Raw genomic sequence first — 15,289 nt, forward strand, 5'->3', positions numbered from 1 at the left:
TCACCACATTCCTGCCACAGCACTCCCCTGGCGCGTCTCTCCGCGCCCGGGCGCGACAAATCCTGACGGGAAGGCGGGATCCACTGGATGCCGAAACCGCGCGGTTAACGACGAAACGCCGACCCGGAGGTCGGCGTTCGATGGCCCGTCAGAGGGCGGTGGAGAGGTGGGGAGTCAGGCGGTGGAGCGCAGTGGAGGGCAGAGCCTCAGCCGATCAACGGCCTTCCTGGCGGCGGTCCCAGCGCTCGTTCATGCGGTCCATGAAGCTGGCGCTCGTGCGGGTCGCGGCGGGACGCTGGTCAGCGCGCTCGGGCTCGGGTCCCACGCGCTTGGCGGGCGTAACGGCGACGATGACGCCGGCGATCATCGCAAGGAACCCGAGAACACCGACGACGATCAGCTGCATCGCGACACCGACGATGAGGGCACCGATGCCCGCGAGGACGAGGATCGTGCCGTACACGACATTGCGATAGGAAAGACCACCGCCGCTGGACGCCGAAACGACATCGGCGTCGTTGCGCATGAGATGGCGCTCCATCTCGTCGAGCAGACGCTGCTCCTGTTCGGAGAGTGGCATGAGATCCCCCTCGGGCTGGATCGGTGGCACGATTCTACGCGCGCCGTCGATTACTAGGCTAGGCCCGTGTCAATAGGTAGTGATCCGGTCGGGGCAGTTTCTCAGCGAGTCGAGGACTTCTTGGCAGCGCGGGAGGCCGAGTCAGAGCTCTTCGGTGATGAGGCGCTGCTCCTCCACGGCGCTGCCGCCGAGTCCGTTCGCGGCGGAAAGCGGCTGCGCGCGCGGTTCTGCTTTGCCGGATGGCGTGCGGTTCGGGAGCATTCTGGCGCCGAACTGGAGCCGACCGAAGACGTGTTGGCCGTGGCGGCGGCACTGGAGGTTTTCCACGCAGCTGCCCTCGTGCACGACGACATCGTCGACAACTCCGACACGCGACGTGGCCGTCCGGCATCCCACCGCGCCCTTGAAACCGCCCACCGCGAGCGCGGCTGGGTCGGCGATTCCGCCCGCTTCGGTCGGTCGGGCGCGCTCCTGCTCGGCGATCTTCTGGTCGCGTGGAGCGACGACCTCCTCGAGGAGGGCCTTGCTCTGGCAGCCCCGACAGCCGCAGCCGCCGGTCGCCGAGAGTTCGCACTGATGCGTCGCGAAGTGACGATCGGGCAGTTCTTGGACGTCGCAGAGGAGTCGGCGTACGTGACGGATGCCGACGATCGCCACGCCGAGCGCGCGCTGCGGGTGGCATCGCTGAAGTCGGCAAGGTACAGCATCCAGCAGCCCCTGGTCATCGGTGGGGCGATCGCCGGAGCTGACACAGCGCAGCAGGCCGCCCTCGTCGCGTTCGGGCACCCGGTCGGGATGGCCTTTCAGCTGCGCGATGACGTCCTGGGTGTCTTCGGTGACGCCGAATCAACAGGCAAACCCGCCGGCGACGATCTTCGCGAAGGTAAGCGCACGGTGCTGGTCGCTTACACGCGCGAAGCGCTCCCCTCCGGATCGCGCCGGCTGTTCGATGAGATGCTCGGCGACCCGTCTCTCGAACCCGACCAGATCGCGGCGATGCAGCAGACGATACGGGAGACCGGAGCGCTGGATCGGGTCGAGAACCTCATCCTCGACTACACGCGGACTGCCGAACGCGCACTGTCGGGTGCACCGCTGGGCAACCGCTCCGTGAGCGAGCTGCGAGAACTTGCCCGCGCAGCGACGGTGCGCACGACCTGAGCGCGAACCGCAGATCTCACTCTTAGGCGAGCGTCTGGGCTACCCGCCGAACCTCGCTCTTGCGCCCCGCCCGCAGCGCCTCGATGGGTGCCACACCGATCGATTCCTCGGGTGCGAGCATCCAGTCGATCGCTTCGTCGTCGGTGAAGCCGGCGTCGTGCAGCACGATGATCGTGCCGCGCAGCGACGGTAGCGGATGACCGTCCACGATGAAGACGGCGGGCACCGCGAAGGCGCCGTGGCGCTTGGACCCGATGAGCTGTGACTCGTCCAGAAGTCGACGCACGCGGCCGAGCGGTTCGCCGAGGACCTCGACGAGTTCGGGCATCGTGAGCCAAGCGGTTTCGGTAGCAGGAGATGGGGTGGTCACGACAGCCATGATCTCACCATGAGCCGCATCCCGACCGCGGCGCCGACCGATCGACGCCCGATACTGCTCATCCGCTTCTGTGAGCCGCTCCCAGGCCGGGCCGCTCGCGCTCCGTAGACTCGGTGCGTGAGCACCAGCGCGCAAACCGATCCTCTGATCGGCCGTCTCGTCGACGGCCGATACCGGGTGCGCGCCCGAATCGCTCGTGGCGGCATGGCCACTGTCTATGTCGCGACCGACTTGCGCCTCGAGCGCCGCGTCGCGCTCAAGGTCATGCACGGGCACTTGAGCGATGACACGGTCTTCCAGAGCCGGTTCATCCAGGAAGCCCGGGCGGCCGCGCGGCTCGCAGACCCGCACGTCGTGAACGTGTTCGATCAGGGCAGCGACGGCGAGATCGCTTACCTCGTGATGGAGTACCTCCCCGGCATCACCCTGCGCGAGCTACTTCGCGAAGAGAAGCGGCTGACGGTGCCGCAGACGATCTCGATCATGGATGCCGTACTCTCCGGTCTTGCCGCCGCCCACCGTGCCGGCATCATCCATCGCGACGTCAAGCCCGAGAACGTGCTGCTGGCCGAGGACGGGCGCATCAAGATCGGTGACTTCGGCCTCGCGCGCGCGACGACCGCGAACACCGCGACCGGCGCTCAGTTGATGGGCACGATCGCATACCTTGCCCCTGAACTGGTGACCCGGGGAACCGCGGATGCGCGCAGCGACATCTACAGCCTCGGGATCATGCTCTACGAGATGCTCACGGGCGAGCAGCCGTATCGCGGTGAACAGCCGATGCAGATCGCCTTCCAGCACGCCACGGACTCGGTGCCGCGACCGAGCGTCAAGAACCCGGGTGTCCCCGAGCAACTCGACGAGTTGGTGCTGTGGTCGACTGAGAAGAAGCCCGACGATCGCCCCGCCGACGCAATGGAGATGCTGCAGCGGCTGCGCGAGATCGAGCGCAGCCTCGGCATCTCACCGCAGGTCGTCACGGCAGCGACAACCGGGATGATTGATCGCGACGATCCGAGCGAACTGACCAAGGTCCTACCCGCCACTACCGGCGCGACGGCCGTGCATGCCGAAGTCGACAACGCGGCACGCCTCCGGCGATCAGCGAACCGTCAGGGTGCGCGCACCGCCTGGATCGTCACCGTCGTCATCCTTCTCGCTGCCCTCGCCGCGGGAATCGGATGGTGGTTCGGGTCCGGCCCCGGCTCCCAGGTCTCCGTCCCCACCGTGGCCGGAATGGACTACGACGGCGCGGCTGCGGCGATCAAGGCCCAGAACCTCGTTCCCGAGCAGGTGGGTGAGAACAGCCTCGAGGTCGATGAGGGGCTGGTCATCCGCACCGATCCCCCGGCTGGCAACCGGGTCGACAAGGAGTCGACGGTCAAGGTGATCGTGTCGCTCGGCCCTGCTCAGCACGACCTTCCCTCGGTCGTGGGCCAGCCCGCCTCCGATGCCCGCACCACGCTGTCGGGGTATCAGCTGATCGTCACCGAACCAGATGCTGAGATGTTCACCGATGCCGCGGCTGGGACGGTCGTTGCCGTGTCCGTCACTCCACGCCTGGGCGGAGACCCGCAGGACTGCACGAACGGGTGCACCGTCTTCGAGGGCGATACCGTCACGCTGACCGTTTCGCTGGGCCCGATTCCCGACGTCCGCGGCATGTCGGTGAGCTCCGCGACCCAAACTCTTGAAGCCGCGCGCCTGACTGTGTCGGACGAGCGCGTCGAGCAGTACGACAACGACATCGCAAAAGGCGAGGTCATTGGCATCGCCGAGCATCCAGATGGCGGGCAGTGGCGGCCCGGCGAGACAGTGACACTCATCGTGTCCAAGGGTGTTCAGCCGGTCGAGGTCCCAGACGTGGGCGGCGAGACCATCAACTCCGCCGTGTCAATCCTCTCGGGCCGAGGCTTCGAAGTAAGCACTGATGCGCTGCCGCCCAAGGTGTTCTGGGACCTCTACACAGTGACCGGCACGGATCCCGCCGCTGGGGCGCTCGAACCCCCTGGGTCGAAGGTCACGTTCACTGGGCTCACGCTGGGCAGCTCATCTAACGGAAACAGCGGAAACAACCGAAACAACTGATTCGCTACCCCGCCTTTATCGACGAGCACCCGAACGCGCTTAGCGCTTCTCGAGCTCCTCGGCCACGAGGAACGCGAGCTCCAGAGACTGCATGTGGTTCAGTCGTGGGTCGCACAGTGACTCGTAGCGAGTCGCCAGACCTGCTTCGTCGATCATCTCGGAGCCACCGAGGCACTCGGTGACGTCATCCCCGGTCAGTTCGACATGGATGCCGCCCGGGTGCGTCCCGACAGCGCGGTGAGCCTCGAAGAAGCCGCGCACCTCGTCGACCACGTCATCGAAGCGGCGGGTCTTGTAGCCCGTCTGCGACGTGATGCCGTTGCCGTGCATGGGGTCGGTGACCCACAGGGGCGTCGCACCGGATGCCTTGATTGCCTCCAACAGCGGGGGAAGGGCATCGCGGATCTTGCCAGCACCCATGCGGGTGATGAAGGTCAGGCGACCGGGCTCGCGCTCCGGATCGAGCTTGTCGATCAGGGCCAGCGCGGTCTCGGGCGTCGTCGTGGGGCCGAGCTTAACCCCGATGGGGTTGCGGATGCGCGAGAAGTAGTCGACGTGCGCGCCGTCGAGCTCGCGGGTGCGCTCCCCGATCCACAGGAAGTGGCTCGACGTGTTGTACGGGGTCCCGGTTCGGGAGTCGATCCGGGTCATGGGGCGCTCGTAGTCCATGAGCAAGCCCTCGTGGCCGGTGTAGAACTCGACGCGTCGCAACTCGTCGAAGTCGGCGCCGGCAGCTTCCATGAACTTGATGGCGCGATCGATCTCGGTTGCCAGGCGCTCGTAGCGCTGGTTCGCGGGGTTCTGCGCGAAGCCCTTGTTCCAGCTGTGCACCTCACGAAGGTCCGCGAACCCACCCTGCGTGAACGCGCGGATGAGGTTCAGTGTCGATGCCGACGTGTGGTACGCCTTCAGCATCCGTGCCGGGTCCGCTCGTCGCGACGCCTCGGTGAAGTCATATCCGTTGACGATGTCGCCGCGGTACGCGGGAAGCGTGACATCCCCGCGGGTTTCGGTGTCGGAAGAGCGGGGCTTTGCGAACTGCCCGGCCATGCGCCCCATCTTGACGACCGGCATGGAGGCGCCGTAGGTCAGGACGACTGCCATCTGCAGCACAGTCTTGATGCGATTGCGGATCTGTTCGGCGGTCGCGCCGGCGAAGGTCTCGGCGCAGTCGCCGCCCTGCAGCAGGAATGCCTGACCCGCGGCGGCACGGCCGAGCTTCTCACGAAGGATGTCGACCTCACCGGCAAAGACCAGCGGCGGAAGCGTCGCGAGTTCAGCCGATACCTCGGCAGCGGCCTCCGGCGCATACCACGACGGCTGCTGCTTGATCGGGAGCGTACGCCAGTGGTCGAGCGGGTCGGTCTTGAGGAGCATCCGCTCAGTCTATCGGGGCGGGAACCTGCTCAGCCCGCGCCGGCACAGCGCGGTCCTTCACCGTCGAGGCATACACGTCGTCGTACTTCTGCTCCCCCAGACGCTGCAGCGCCACCATGATCTCGTCGGTAATGGAACGGAGGATGTAGCGATCCCCCTCCATTCCGTGAAAGCGGGAGAAATCGAGGGGTTCGCCGATGACGACGCCAACGCGCACGACGTTGGGAACGCGCTGACCGATCGGCATCATCGTGTCGGTGTCTACCATGACGCACGGAACGACAGGGACCCGTGCTTCGAGGGCCATCCTGGCGATACCCGTGCGCCCGCGGTAGAGCTGCCCGTCGGGGCTGCGGGTGCCCTCCGGGTAGATGCCCAGAAGGTCTCCCCTGCCGAGGACCTGAAGTCCCGTGTTGAGGGATGCCTCGGATGCCTTCCCGCCGGAGCGGTCGATGGGCAGCTGTCCGGTCGCCTTGAAGAAGACGCGGGTCGCCCAGCCCTTGATCCCTTTGCCGGTGAAGTAGTCACTCTTGGCGAGGAAGGTGACGGGACGGTCGATCATCAGGGGCAGGAAGATCGAGTCGGCGAAAGAGAGGTGGTTGCTCGCGAGGATCGCGGCCCCGGTCTTGGGGATGTTGCGACGACCCACGATCCAGGGGCGGAAGATCGCCTTGACGATGGGGCCGATGACCACGTACTTCATGAGCCAGTAGAACACCGCTCGCACGCTCCTTTCCCCGTCGCCGACGCCTCTGAAGTCTAGTCACGCCCTCCTATCCTGCTGCGACCACGGTGAACCCGGAAAGAAGCAGCAGGACCCGGAGTGGAACGTGGTTCCATCCCCCCTGAGATCGAGTCTCATCAGGTAGCATTGGCGGTCAACCGATCCGCTTTTCACCGGTACCGAAGGAGTTGCCGTGGTTCAGTTCGATACCCCCGCGGTCGTGGCCCCCGATCCGCAGGCCAATGTCACCGATCTGCTCGTGGAACGGGTGAAGAAGACGCCGCAGCTGGCGCTGTTCGCCGTTCCCGACGGCACCGGATGGCGAGACATCACCGCATCCGACTTCCTGAACCAGGTCGTCGCACTCGCGAAGGGGTTGGTCGCCGGTGGCATCGAGCCCGGCGACAAGGTCGGCTTTATCGCGCGTACGACGTACGAGTGGACTCTGGTGGACTTCGCGATCTTCTTCGCGGGGGCTGTCATGGTCCCGATTTATGAGACCAGCTCCCCCACCCAGATCGCGTGGAACCTCTCGGATTCGGGCGCCGTTGCCTGCATCTGCGAGTCCGCCGATCATGAGGCTCGACTGCAGGAGGCGCTCGCTGAGCTCCCGAACGTGCGATCGACGTGGGCGATGCACAAGGGCGACCTTGACGCTCTCGTCGAGCAGGGCAAGTCCGTCACGGATGACGAGATCGAGCGACGCCGGTCGCTTGCTGTGGGCGCCGACATCGCGACGCTGATCTACACGTCCGGCTCGACCGGACGCCCCAAGGGCTGTGTGCTGACCCACAGCAACTTCGTCGAGCTCTCTCGCAACTCCGCCGAGGCGTTGAAGGAGGTCGTCGCCAAGCCTGGCGCGTCGACCCTGCTGTTCATCACGACGGCGCACATATTTGCGCGGTTCATCTCCATGCTGAATGTCCACGCGGGCGTCAAGACCGGTCACCAGCCCGACACGAAGCAGCTGCTTCCGGCGCTCGGCTCCTTCAAGCCCAGCTACCTGCTGGCGGTGCCGCGCGTGTTCGAGAAGGTCTACAACTCGGCCGAGCAGAAGGCAGAGGCCGGCGGCAAGGGCAAGATCTTCCGAGCCGCAGCCCACACCGCGATCGAGCACTCCAAGTACGTGCAGGAAGGGCGCAAGGTCCCGTTCATGATGGGCCTGAAGTTCCGCCTGTTCGACAAGCTCGTCTACTCCAAGCTCCGCGAGGCGATGGGCGGCCGCGTCGAGTATGCCGTATCGGGTTCCGCCCCGCTGGGTGAGCGCCTCGGCCACTTCTTCCACAGCCTCGGCGTCGACATTCTCGAAGGCTACGGCTTGACCGAGACCACGGCGCCCGCGACGGTGAACCTGCCCGGGAAGTCCCGGATCGGAACTGTCGGTCCGGTGCTCCCGGGCGTGGGCGTGCGAATCGCGGACGATGGCGAGATCGAGGTGCGCGGCATCAACGTCTTCCAGGAGTATTGGCGCAACCACGACGCCACAGCTGCTGCATTCGATGGCGAGTGGTTCAAGACCGGCGACATCGGTGCTTTCGACAAGGACGGCTTCCTGCGGATCACCGGCCGCAAGAAGGAGATCATCGTCACCGCGGGTGGCAAGAATGTCGCTCCGGCCGCGCTGGAGGACCCGATTCGGGCGAACCCGATCGTCGGGCAGGTCGTGGTCGTCGGCGATCAGAAGCCGTTCATCTCGGCCCTGGTAACCCTCGACCCCGAGATGCTGCCGACGTGGCTGTCCAACAACGGTCTGCCGAGCGACATCTCGCTCGAGGAAGCGGCAACTAACGACGCCGTCCGCGCCGAGGTGCAGAAGGCCATCGACCGCGCCAACGCGTTCGTCTCGCGCGCCGAGTCGATCCGCAAGTTCATCATCCTGCCCACGGAATGGACCGAAGCTAGCGGGCACCTGACTCCGAAGATGAGCATCAAGCGCAATGTGATCATGGCCGACTTCGGCGACCACATCGAGGAGCTGTACTCGGTTCCGGTCTCGACGTCGAACCTGTCGCTGTCCTGACCGGCCACGCCGTCCGGCGGGCCTAGAACCAGTCCGACTCGCGGACCTCGCGCATCGCTTGCTTGCGACGCGCGGGGTCCAGCCGGTCGAGGTAGAGCGTCCCGTCGAGGTGATCGGTCTCGTGCTGCAGCGCCTGAGCCATGAGTCCCTCGCCCTCGAGCACCACGGGATTGCCGTCGAGATCGATGCCGTGAACGACAGCGTGCGGATAACGCAGGGTGTCGTGCCACAACCCCGGCACCGACAGGCATCCTTCGCCCACGAGCTCGGGCTCCCCCGACACCGACACGAGCACGGGGTTCAGGACGTAGCCGATCTCGCCGTCCACGTTGTAGCTGAACGCGCGCAGGCCCACCCCGATCTGGGGGGCGGCCACTCCCGCGCGCCCCGGTAGGGCCACGGTGTCGAGCAGGTCGGTGACAAGCGCCGCGGTTCCCTCGTCGATCACGTCGATCGGAGCGCTGGGCGATTTCAGGACGGGGTCGCCGAACACCCGGATCGGACGAACTGCCATGGGAGCCTCAGACCGTTGCCGGAACGCGCAGCGACTCAACGACCGCTGCGGCCAGCTGACGGGCAGCTTCCCGGGTCGCCGGGTTGATCTCGTGGAAGCCGATCGCAGCTCCCGACGCGATGTGGGAGTCGTACGGCATCCGGATGACGGAGCGGACGCGGGTGCGGAAGTGGGCCTCGACCTCGTCGGCCCGCACGAGCGGTGAACCGGGGCGCGTCGTGTTGAGCACGACAACGGCGTTGCGCACGCGTTCGCCGTACCCGTTGGTCTCAAGCCACGTCAGGGTCTCGGATGCCAGACGCGCTTCGTCGATGCTGAGACCTGCGACGACCACCAGCGAGTCGGCACGTTCGAGGGTTGCTGACATCACGGAGTGCACGATGCCGGTTCCGGTGTCGGTGAGCACGACCGAGTAGTAGTGCGCGGCAACCTCGGCAGCGGCGCGGTAGTCGTCGTCACCGAAAGCCTCCGAGACGCGCGGGTCGGCATCCGAGGCGAGAACGTCGAGGCGCGTCTCGTCGCGCGCGACGATCGTCGAGAGGTCGTTGTAGCCGACGACGTCGTCCTTGATGCGCACGAGATCGCGAATCGTCTTGCCGCTGGTGCGGGCGATGCGCTCCGCGAGCGTGCCACGATCGGGGTTCGCGTCCACGGCCACGACACGGTCGTCGCGTGCATCGGCGAGCGCCATCCCGAGGAGCGTCGTGACGGTGGTCTTGCCGACTCCGCCCTTGCGGCTGAGGACCGGCACGAAGCGCGCGCCGCCCGTCAGCGGCGCCGCGATGCGCTTGCTCAGTTCCTTGCGCTCGCGGGCCTTCTTGCTGTCGCCGACGTTGATGAGCGTGCCGGATGCCCGGTACAGCGCGCTCTGCCAGAATCCCTCGGGTTCGACCTTCGCGACGTGATGCGGATCAAGGAGACGGTCGGCGGTGAGCACATCGGCGCCCTCGCGACTGACCTCCAGTTCACCCAGCCGCTTCGAGGCAAGCGTCACGTCGAAGGCGACCGGCGACGGCTCCACCGCGCGAACGGGCTGAGCCACGGGAACGGCGATGCGGCTGGCGGGGGCTGCGGGCTCGGATTCGTGGGCTGCCACGGCGTCCTCCAGTGCGTCCTCCACGGCATCCTCAATGTCGGCGTCGTGGGTGTCGGTGTCGTCGATATCTGTCGTGTGCACCGCTGTGTCGTCGACATCCTCGATGATCTCGGCTTCCGCTGTGTCGGTGTGCACGGGGGCGCCGAGGTTGGCCGCGATGCGTCCCCGCCCCGTCGTTTCGTCGAAGTCCTCGTCGATGGCGTCGTCGTCATCGGCGGGCACCGGAAGGGTCACATCGACCTGCGCGGTCGACCCGCCGAGGAAGATTCCGGAGGTGTCCACGCGCTCTTCGTCGAGGATGCCGTGCTCTTCGGTCTCCGCTCGTTCCGGGTCCGATCGATCTGCCACGTGCTCTCCCTGCCGTCGTTGTGGCGGCGATGCGCCACCCCTCAGGCTATCCGGCGGGTCGCACGACGAGCAAAAGATCCCCAGCATCGACCTGCTGCGGCGACCCGATCACGAGGCGTTCGACGACGCCGTCGACCGGCGATGTGATGGCCGCCTCCATCTTCATCGCCTCGATCGAAGCCACCGGCTGACCCGCGGAAACCCGGTCGCCTTCGGCGATCTTCAGGGTCACGACACCCGCGAACGGTGCAGCAACCTGACCGGGCTTCGAGGTGTCGGCTTTCTCGGCCTGACGGACTTCGACTGAGATGCTGCGGTCACGCACAAAGACGGGGCGAAGCTGGCCGTTGAGCGTGGTCATGACCGTCCGCATGCCCTTCTCGTCGGCCTCACCGATCGCTTCCAGCCCGACGAACAGCTGCACCCCGCGCTCGATCTCGACGACGTGTTCGGCGCCGTGTTCGAGCCCGTAGAGATAGTCGACGGTGTCGAGCACGCTGACATCGCCGAACGTGTCGCGAATGCGTTCGAACTCCTTCGTCGGCGCCGGGAACAGCAGCCGATTGAGCGTCGTGCGGCGCTCGTCGGATGACCCGGCCAGCTTCTCGGCGTCCTCGGCCCCGAGCGGGGCCGATCCGACGTGGTACTCACGTCCCTGCAGCACCTTCGAGCGGAACGGCTCGGGCCAGCCACCCGGAAGATCGCCGAGTTCGCCGGCCATGAAGCCGACGACGGAATCGGGAATGTCGTAGCGTTCGGGGTTCGCCGCGAAGTCGGCGGGATCGGCCTTTACGGCGGCGAGGTGGAGCGCGAGATCGCCGACCACCTTCGAGGACGGGGTCACCTTCGGAACGCGGCCCAGGATGTCGTTGGCCGCCGCGTACAGGTCTTCAATGAGCTCGAAGTCCTCGGCAAGTCCCAGCGCGATCGCCTGCTGGCGCAGGTTCGACAGCTGCCCGCCGGGGATCTCGTGCCGGTAGACCCGGCCGGTCGGACCCGGAAGACCGGACTCGAACGGACGGTACAGGTGGCGCACGGCCTCCCAGTACGGTTCCAGGTCGGATGCCGCCGCCATGTCGATTCCGGTGTCCCGGTCGGTGTTGGCAAGGGCAGCGACAAGCGCCGAGAGGGAGGGCTGGCTTGTCGTTCCCGCCATCGGTGCGGCTGCCACATCGACGGCATCCGCACCGGCATCCGATGCCGCCAGCAGCGTCGCGAGCTGCCCACCGGCGGTGTCGTGAGTGTGGACGTGCACGGGCAGGTCGAAGCGGTCGCGCAGCGCCGTGACGAGCCGGGATGCCGCCGCCGGCCGCAACAGCCCAGCCATGTCCTTGATCGCGAGGATGTGGGCACCGGAGGCGACGATCTGGTCGGCAAGCCGCAGGTAGTAGTCGAGGGTGTAGAGGTCCTCGGTGGGGCTCAGCAGGTCGCCGGTGTAACACATGGCGACTTCCGCGACAGCAGTGCCGGTCGCCAGCACGCAGTCGATCGCAGGACGCATCTGTGAGACATCGTTGAGGGCGTCGAAGATACGGAAGATGTCGACGCCGCTGGCTGCAGCCTCGGCGACGAAGGCGTCGGTGACCTCCGTCGGGTAGGGCGTGTAGCCCACCGTGTTGCGCCCGCGCAACAGCATCTGGATCGCAACGTTCGGCAGGGCTTCACGAAGACGGTCGAGCCGCTCCCAGGGGTCCTCGCCGAGGAAGCGCAGCGCCACATCGTAGGTGGCGCCGCCCCACGCTTCGACCGAGAGCAGCTCGGGCGTGAGCCGGGCGACGTAGGGCGCGACAGCGACGAGATCCTTCGTGCGCACGCGCGTGGCAAGCAGCGACTGGTGGGCGTCACGGAAGGTCGTCTCGGTGACTGCGAGTGGCGTCTGTTCGCGCAGTGCGCGGGCAAATCCCTCCGGTCCGAGCTCGAGCAGTCGCTGCCGGGAGCCGGCGGGCGGGTCCTGTGTCAGATCGACCGCGGGAAGCTTCAGCGCGGGACTGACCGTCAGCGGGTTCTCGCCGTTGGGGCGGTTGACGGTGACGTCGACCAGCCAGTTGAGCATCTTCGAACCACGGTCCTTGGACTCGCGCCCCCGCAGCAGCTCGGGCCGCTCGTCGATGAACGCCGTCGAGAGGTCTCCGACGAGGAAGGCAGGGTCTTCGAGCACCGCCTGCAGGAACGGGATGTTCGTCGAGACGCCCCGGATGCGGAACTCGGCCAGGGCGCGTCGGGCTCGCAAGACAGCGGCGCCGAAGTCTCGCCCGCGGCAGGTGAGCTTGGCGAGCATCGAGTCGAAGTGCGGGCTGATCTGGGATCCTGCCGCGGTCGTGCCGCCGTCCAGGCGGATGCCGGCACCGCCCGGCGACCGGTAGGTCGTGATCTTGCCCGTGTCGGGACGGAACCCTTGGGTCGGGTCCTCAGTGGTGATGCGGCACTGCAGCGCGGCGCCCCGAAGTCGGATGTTCTCCTGTTGCAGCCCCAGCTCGTCGAGGCTCACCCCCGAGGCGATGAGCATCTGCGACTGGACGAGGTCGACATCCGTGACCTCTTCGGTGACGGTGTGCTCGACTTGGATGCGGGGGTTCATCTCGATGAAGACGACTTCGCCGGCGCGGGGGCCTGCCGTTTCGAGGAGGAATTCGACGGTTCCCGCGTTCTGGTAGCCGATCGACTCGGCGAAAGCGACCGCGTAGCGGTGCAGGTCGTCGCGAACTGTCGGGTCGAGGTTCGGGGCTGGTGCGATCTCGATGACCTTCTGGTGGCGACGCTGCACCGAGCAGTCGCGCTCGAACAGGTGCACGGTGTGGCCCACACTGTCGGCGAGGATCTGCACCTCGACGTGCCGCGGACGCTGCACTGCCTGCTCGAGGAACACCCGCGAGTCACCGAAGGCGCTACCCGCCTCACGCATGGCCTCGGCAAGAGCCGGCGGCAGCTCCTCTGGAGTCTCGACGCGACGCATCCCGCGCCCGCCACCGCCGGCGACGGCCTTCACGAAGATGGGGAAGCCGATCTCGGCCGACTGTGCCACCAGCGCGTCGACGTCGTCTGAGGCATCCGTCGACCGCAGGACGGGCACCCCGGCGCTCACGGCGTGCTGCTTGGCCGTGACCTTGTTTCCCGCCATTTCGAGGACGGCGGCGGGAGGCCCGATGAAGGTGATGCCGGCTGCCGCGGCTTTCTCGGCGAGCTCCGGATTCTCGGAGAGAAAACCGTAGCCGGGATAGATCGCGTCGGCGCCGCTCTCCCGGGCGACACGGATGATCTCGTCGACGTCCAGGTAGGCACGCACCGGATGCCCAGGCTCACCGATCTGGTAGGCCTCGTCGGCCTTGAGTCGGTGCAGGGAATAGCGATCCTCGTAGGGATAGACCGCCACGGTGCGGGCTCCGAGTTCGAACGCTGCTCGGAAGGCTCGGATCGCAATCTCGCCGCGGTTTGCTACCAGGATCTTGCGAAACATCACACCTCGCTGTTGGTGACGGGGCTTGCCTGAGTGTGCACCCAGCCTAGGGGACGGTAACGTAGAGCCTCGTGCACGTACTGTCGGTGAGCTCGCTCAAGGGTGGTGTCGGCAAGACCACTGTCACGCTGGGGCTTGCCTCCGCCGCCTTCGCCCGCGGTGTCCGCACCCTCGTGGTGGATCTCGACCCGCAGTCAGATGTCTCCACAGGCATGGACATCCAGGTTGCCGGCAAGCTCAATGTCGCCGACGTCCTGGCCAACCCGAAGGAAAAGGTCGTCCGTCAGGCCATCACCGCGAGCGGCTGGGCCAAGGTCCACCCCGGCACGATCGACGTCATGATCGGGTCGCCCTCGGCGATCAACTTCGACGGCCCGCACCCGAGCGTCCGCGACGTGTGGAAGCTCGAGGAAGCTCTCGCGACCATCGAGGCCGACTACGACCTCGTCCTCATCGACTGCGCGCCCTCGCTGAACGCGCTCACGCGCACCGCGTGGGCCGCAAGCGACCGCGTGATCGTCATCACCGAACCGGGTCTGTTCTCCGTTGCCGCAGCCGACCGGGCGCTGCGTGCGATCGAAGAGATCCGCCGCGGCCTCTCCCCCCGTCTTCAGCCGCTGGGCATCGTGGTTAACCGGGTACGCCCGCAGTCGATCGAGCACCAGTTCCGCATCAAGGAACTGCGCGAGATGTTCGGCCCGCTCGTGCTTTCGCCCCAGCTTCCCGAACGGACCTCGCTGCAGCAGGCTCAGGGCGCGGCAAAACCCCTCCATATCTGGCCGGGCGACTCGGCGCAGGAGTTGGCTGCCGATTTCGACGCCATCCTGGATCGCGTCATGCGCACCGGGCGGATTCCCTCCCCCGACGCCGCCGCCTCCTGATCACGCCACAGTACTGATCACACGCGAGCGACGAACGCGCGCGGGATCTGATCAAGCGCGAGGAGCAGCTGAGCTGGGTTGATCGGCTCAGGCAGAGCGTGCGGCGCGCCGGGCAGAAAGCTCGTCAACGACATCCGGTGCCTGCGGATCGAACTCGACGAGCGTCGACTCGACCTCACGCCACACCTTGCCGACGGCGATACCGAACACACCCTGACCGCGGCTAACAAGGTCGATGACCTCATCGTTCGAGGTGCACAGGTACACCGAAGCACCATCGCTCATGAGCGTGGTTCCGGCAAGATCACGGATGCCGGCCGCGCGCAGCTGCTCGACGGCGGTTCGGATCTGCTGCAGCGATATGCCGGTATCGAGGAGGCGCTTGACGAGCTTGAGCACGAGGATGTCGCGGAAGCCGTAGAGACGCTGCGACCCGGAACCGGATGCTCCCCGCACTGTCGGCTCGACGAGTTCCGTGCGAGCCCAGTAGTCCAGCTGCCGATACGTGATGCCCGCAGCTCGTGCAGCGACAGCTCCGCGGTAGCCGACCTCGTCGTCGAGGGCTGGAAGGCCGTCGGTGAACAAGAGGTCTGCCGTCAGGCTGGGCGTCGATTCCGCCTCGCGTGCCGTCATGGCAACCTCCCCAGTTCGATCGGACATGTCA

General features: G+C 66.6%; 12 protein-coding genes. 4 read left to right on the plus strand and 8 right to left on the minus strand.

Translation table 11 applies throughout. The annotated features are described in order from the left end of the window. Positions 1 to 214: 214 nt before the first annotated feature. Positions 215 to 580: a DUF3040 domain-containing protein gene (locus AB0O89_RS01580; RefSeq protein ID WP_363493604.1), complete on the minus strand. Its 366-nt coding sequence runs from the start codon at positions 578 to 580 to the stop codon at positions 215 to 217. 66 nt (positions 581 to 646) lie between these two features. On the opposite strand from AB0O89_RS01580, the gene AB0O89_RS01585 reads away from it, so the two are divergent. Further along, positions 647 to 1,741, plus strand: coding sequence for a polyprenyl synthetase family protein (locus AB0O89_RS01585; protein ID WP_363493606.1), 1,095 nt, complete (start codon positions 647 to 649; stop codon positions 1,739 to 1,741). Between the two features lie 22 nt (positions 1,742 to 1,763). On the opposite strand, the gene AB0O89_RS01590 is transcribed toward AB0O89_RS01585, so the two are convergent. Then, the gene (locus tag AB0O89_RS01590; RefSeq protein WP_363493608.1) at positions 1,764 to 2,120 is read right to left on the minus strand and encodes an Rv2175c family DNA-binding protein; all 357 of its coding nucleotides are present in this window, start codon (positions 2,118 to 2,120) and stop codon (positions 1,764 to 1,766) included. A 117-nt stretch (positions 2,121 to 2,237) separates the two neighbouring features. On the opposite strand from AB0O89_RS01590, the gene pknB reads away from it, so the two are divergent. Further along, positions 2,238 to 4,211 carry a Stk1 family PASTA domain-containing Ser/Thr kinase gene (pknB, locus tag AB0O89_RS01595; protein WP_363493610.1) on the plus strand — a complete coding sequence of 658 codons (1,974 nt, stop codon included), beginning with the start codon at positions 2,238 to 2,240 and terminating at the stop codon, positions 4,209 to 4,211. Positions 4,212 to 4,250: 39 nt separating this feature from the next. On the opposite strand, the gene AB0O89_RS01600 is transcribed toward pknB, so the two are convergent. Next, complete coding sequence (locus tag AB0O89_RS01600; protein WP_363493612.1) at positions 4,251 to 5,588, minus strand: class II 3-deoxy-7-phosphoheptulonate synthase; 1,338 nt, start codon at positions 5,586 to 5,588, stop codon at positions 4,251 to 4,253. Between the two features lie 4 nt (positions 5,589 to 5,592). Next, positions 5,593 to 6,306, minus strand: a complete 714-nt coding sequence (locus tag AB0O89_RS01605) for a lysophospholipid acyltransferase family protein (protein ID WP_363493614.1) — start codon at positions 6,304 to 6,306, stop codon at positions 5,593 to 5,595. 199 nt (positions 6,307 to 6,505) lie between these two features. On the opposite strand from AB0O89_RS01605, the gene AB0O89_RS01610 reads away from it, so the two are divergent. Beyond that, positions 6,506 to 8,332, plus strand: a complete 1,827-nt coding sequence (locus AB0O89_RS01610; protein ID WP_363493616.1) for a long-chain fatty acid--CoA ligase — start codon at positions 6,506 to 6,508, stop codon at positions 8,330 to 8,332. 22 nt (positions 8,333 to 8,354) lie between these two features. Here AB0O89_RS01610 and AB0O89_RS01615 read toward each other — a convergent pair whose 3' ends face one another. The 3 genes from AB0O89_RS01615 to AB0O89_RS01625 are packed head-to-tail and all read right to left on the minus strand — an operon-like array spanning position 8,355 to position 13,744. Further along, a complete protein-coding gene (locus AB0O89_RS01615) occupies positions 8,355 to 8,846 on the minus strand; it encodes a peptide deformylase (RefSeq protein WP_363493618.1) in 492 nt (163 codons plus the stop codon). 7 nt (positions 8,847 to 8,853) lie between these two features. After that, the gene (locus AB0O89_RS01620) at positions 8,854 to 10,377 is read right to left on the minus strand and encodes a MinD/ParA family protein (protein WP_363493620.1); all 1,524 of its coding nucleotides are present in this window, start codon (positions 10,375 to 10,377) and stop codon (positions 8,854 to 8,856) included. After that, positions 10,337 to 13,744, minus strand: a complete 3,408-nt coding sequence (locus AB0O89_RS01625) for a pyruvate carboxylase (RefSeq protein WP_363493622.1) — start codon at positions 13,742 to 13,744, stop codon at positions 10,337 to 10,339. The genes AB0O89_RS01620 and AB0O89_RS01625 overlap by 41 nt, the downstream gene beginning before the upstream one ends. A 71-nt stretch (positions 13,745 to 13,815) precedes the next feature. On the opposite strand from AB0O89_RS01625, the gene AB0O89_RS01630 reads away from it, so the two are divergent. Next, complete coding sequence (locus AB0O89_RS01630) at positions 13,816 to 14,625, plus strand: ParA family protein (protein WP_228178571.1); 810 nt, start codon at positions 13,816 to 13,818, stop codon at positions 14,623 to 14,625. 87 nt (positions 14,626 to 14,712) lie between these two features. On the opposite strand, the gene AB0O89_RS01635 is transcribed toward AB0O89_RS01630, so the two are convergent. After that, positions 14,713 to 15,258, minus strand: coding sequence for a MerR family transcriptional regulator (locus AB0O89_RS01635; RefSeq protein ID WP_292708342.1), 546 nt, complete (start codon positions 15,256 to 15,258; stop codon positions 14,713 to 14,715). Between the last annotated feature and the right edge of the window lie 31 nt (positions 15,259 to 15,289).

This window comes from Microbacterium sp. NPDC076895 (genome assembly GCF_040687115.1).
Taxonomy (GTDB): domain Bacteria; phylum Actinomycetota; class Actinomycetes; order Actinomycetales; family Microbacteriaceae; genus Microbacterium.

What these genes read in the sequence shown, in the direction of transcription:
- AB0O89_RS01580 (WP_363493604.1), bottom strand. Translation starts at nt 580, where the DNA reads ATGCCACTCTCCGAACAGGAGCAGCGTCTGCTCGACGAGATGGAGCGC.
- AB0O89_RS01590 (WP_363493608.1), bottom strand. Translation starts at nt 2,120, where the DNA reads ATGGCTGTCGTGACCACCCCATCTCCTGCTACCGAAACCGCTTGGCTC.
- AB0O89_RS01600 (WP_363493612.1), bottom strand. Translation starts at nt 5,588, where the DNA reads ATGCTCCTCAAGACCGACCCGCTCGACCACTGGCGTACGCTCCCGATC.
- AB0O89_RS01615 (WP_363493618.1), bottom strand. Translation starts at nt 8,846, where the DNA reads ATGGCAGTTCGTCCGATCCGGGTGTTCGGCGACCCCGTCCTGAAATCG.
- AB0O89_RS01620 (WP_363493620.1), bottom strand. Translation starts at nt 10,377, where the DNA reads ATGCTGGGGATCTTTTGCTCGTCGTGCGACCCGCCGGATAGCCTGAGG.
- AB0O89_RS01625 (WP_363493622.1), bottom strand. Translation starts at nt 13,744, where the DNA reads ATGTTTCGCAAGATCCTGGTAGCAAACCGCGGCGAGATTGCGATCCGA.
- AB0O89_RS01635 (WP_292708342.1), bottom strand. Translation starts at nt 15,258, where the DNA reads ATGACGGCACGCGAGGCGGAATCGACGCCCAGCCTGACGGCAGACCTC.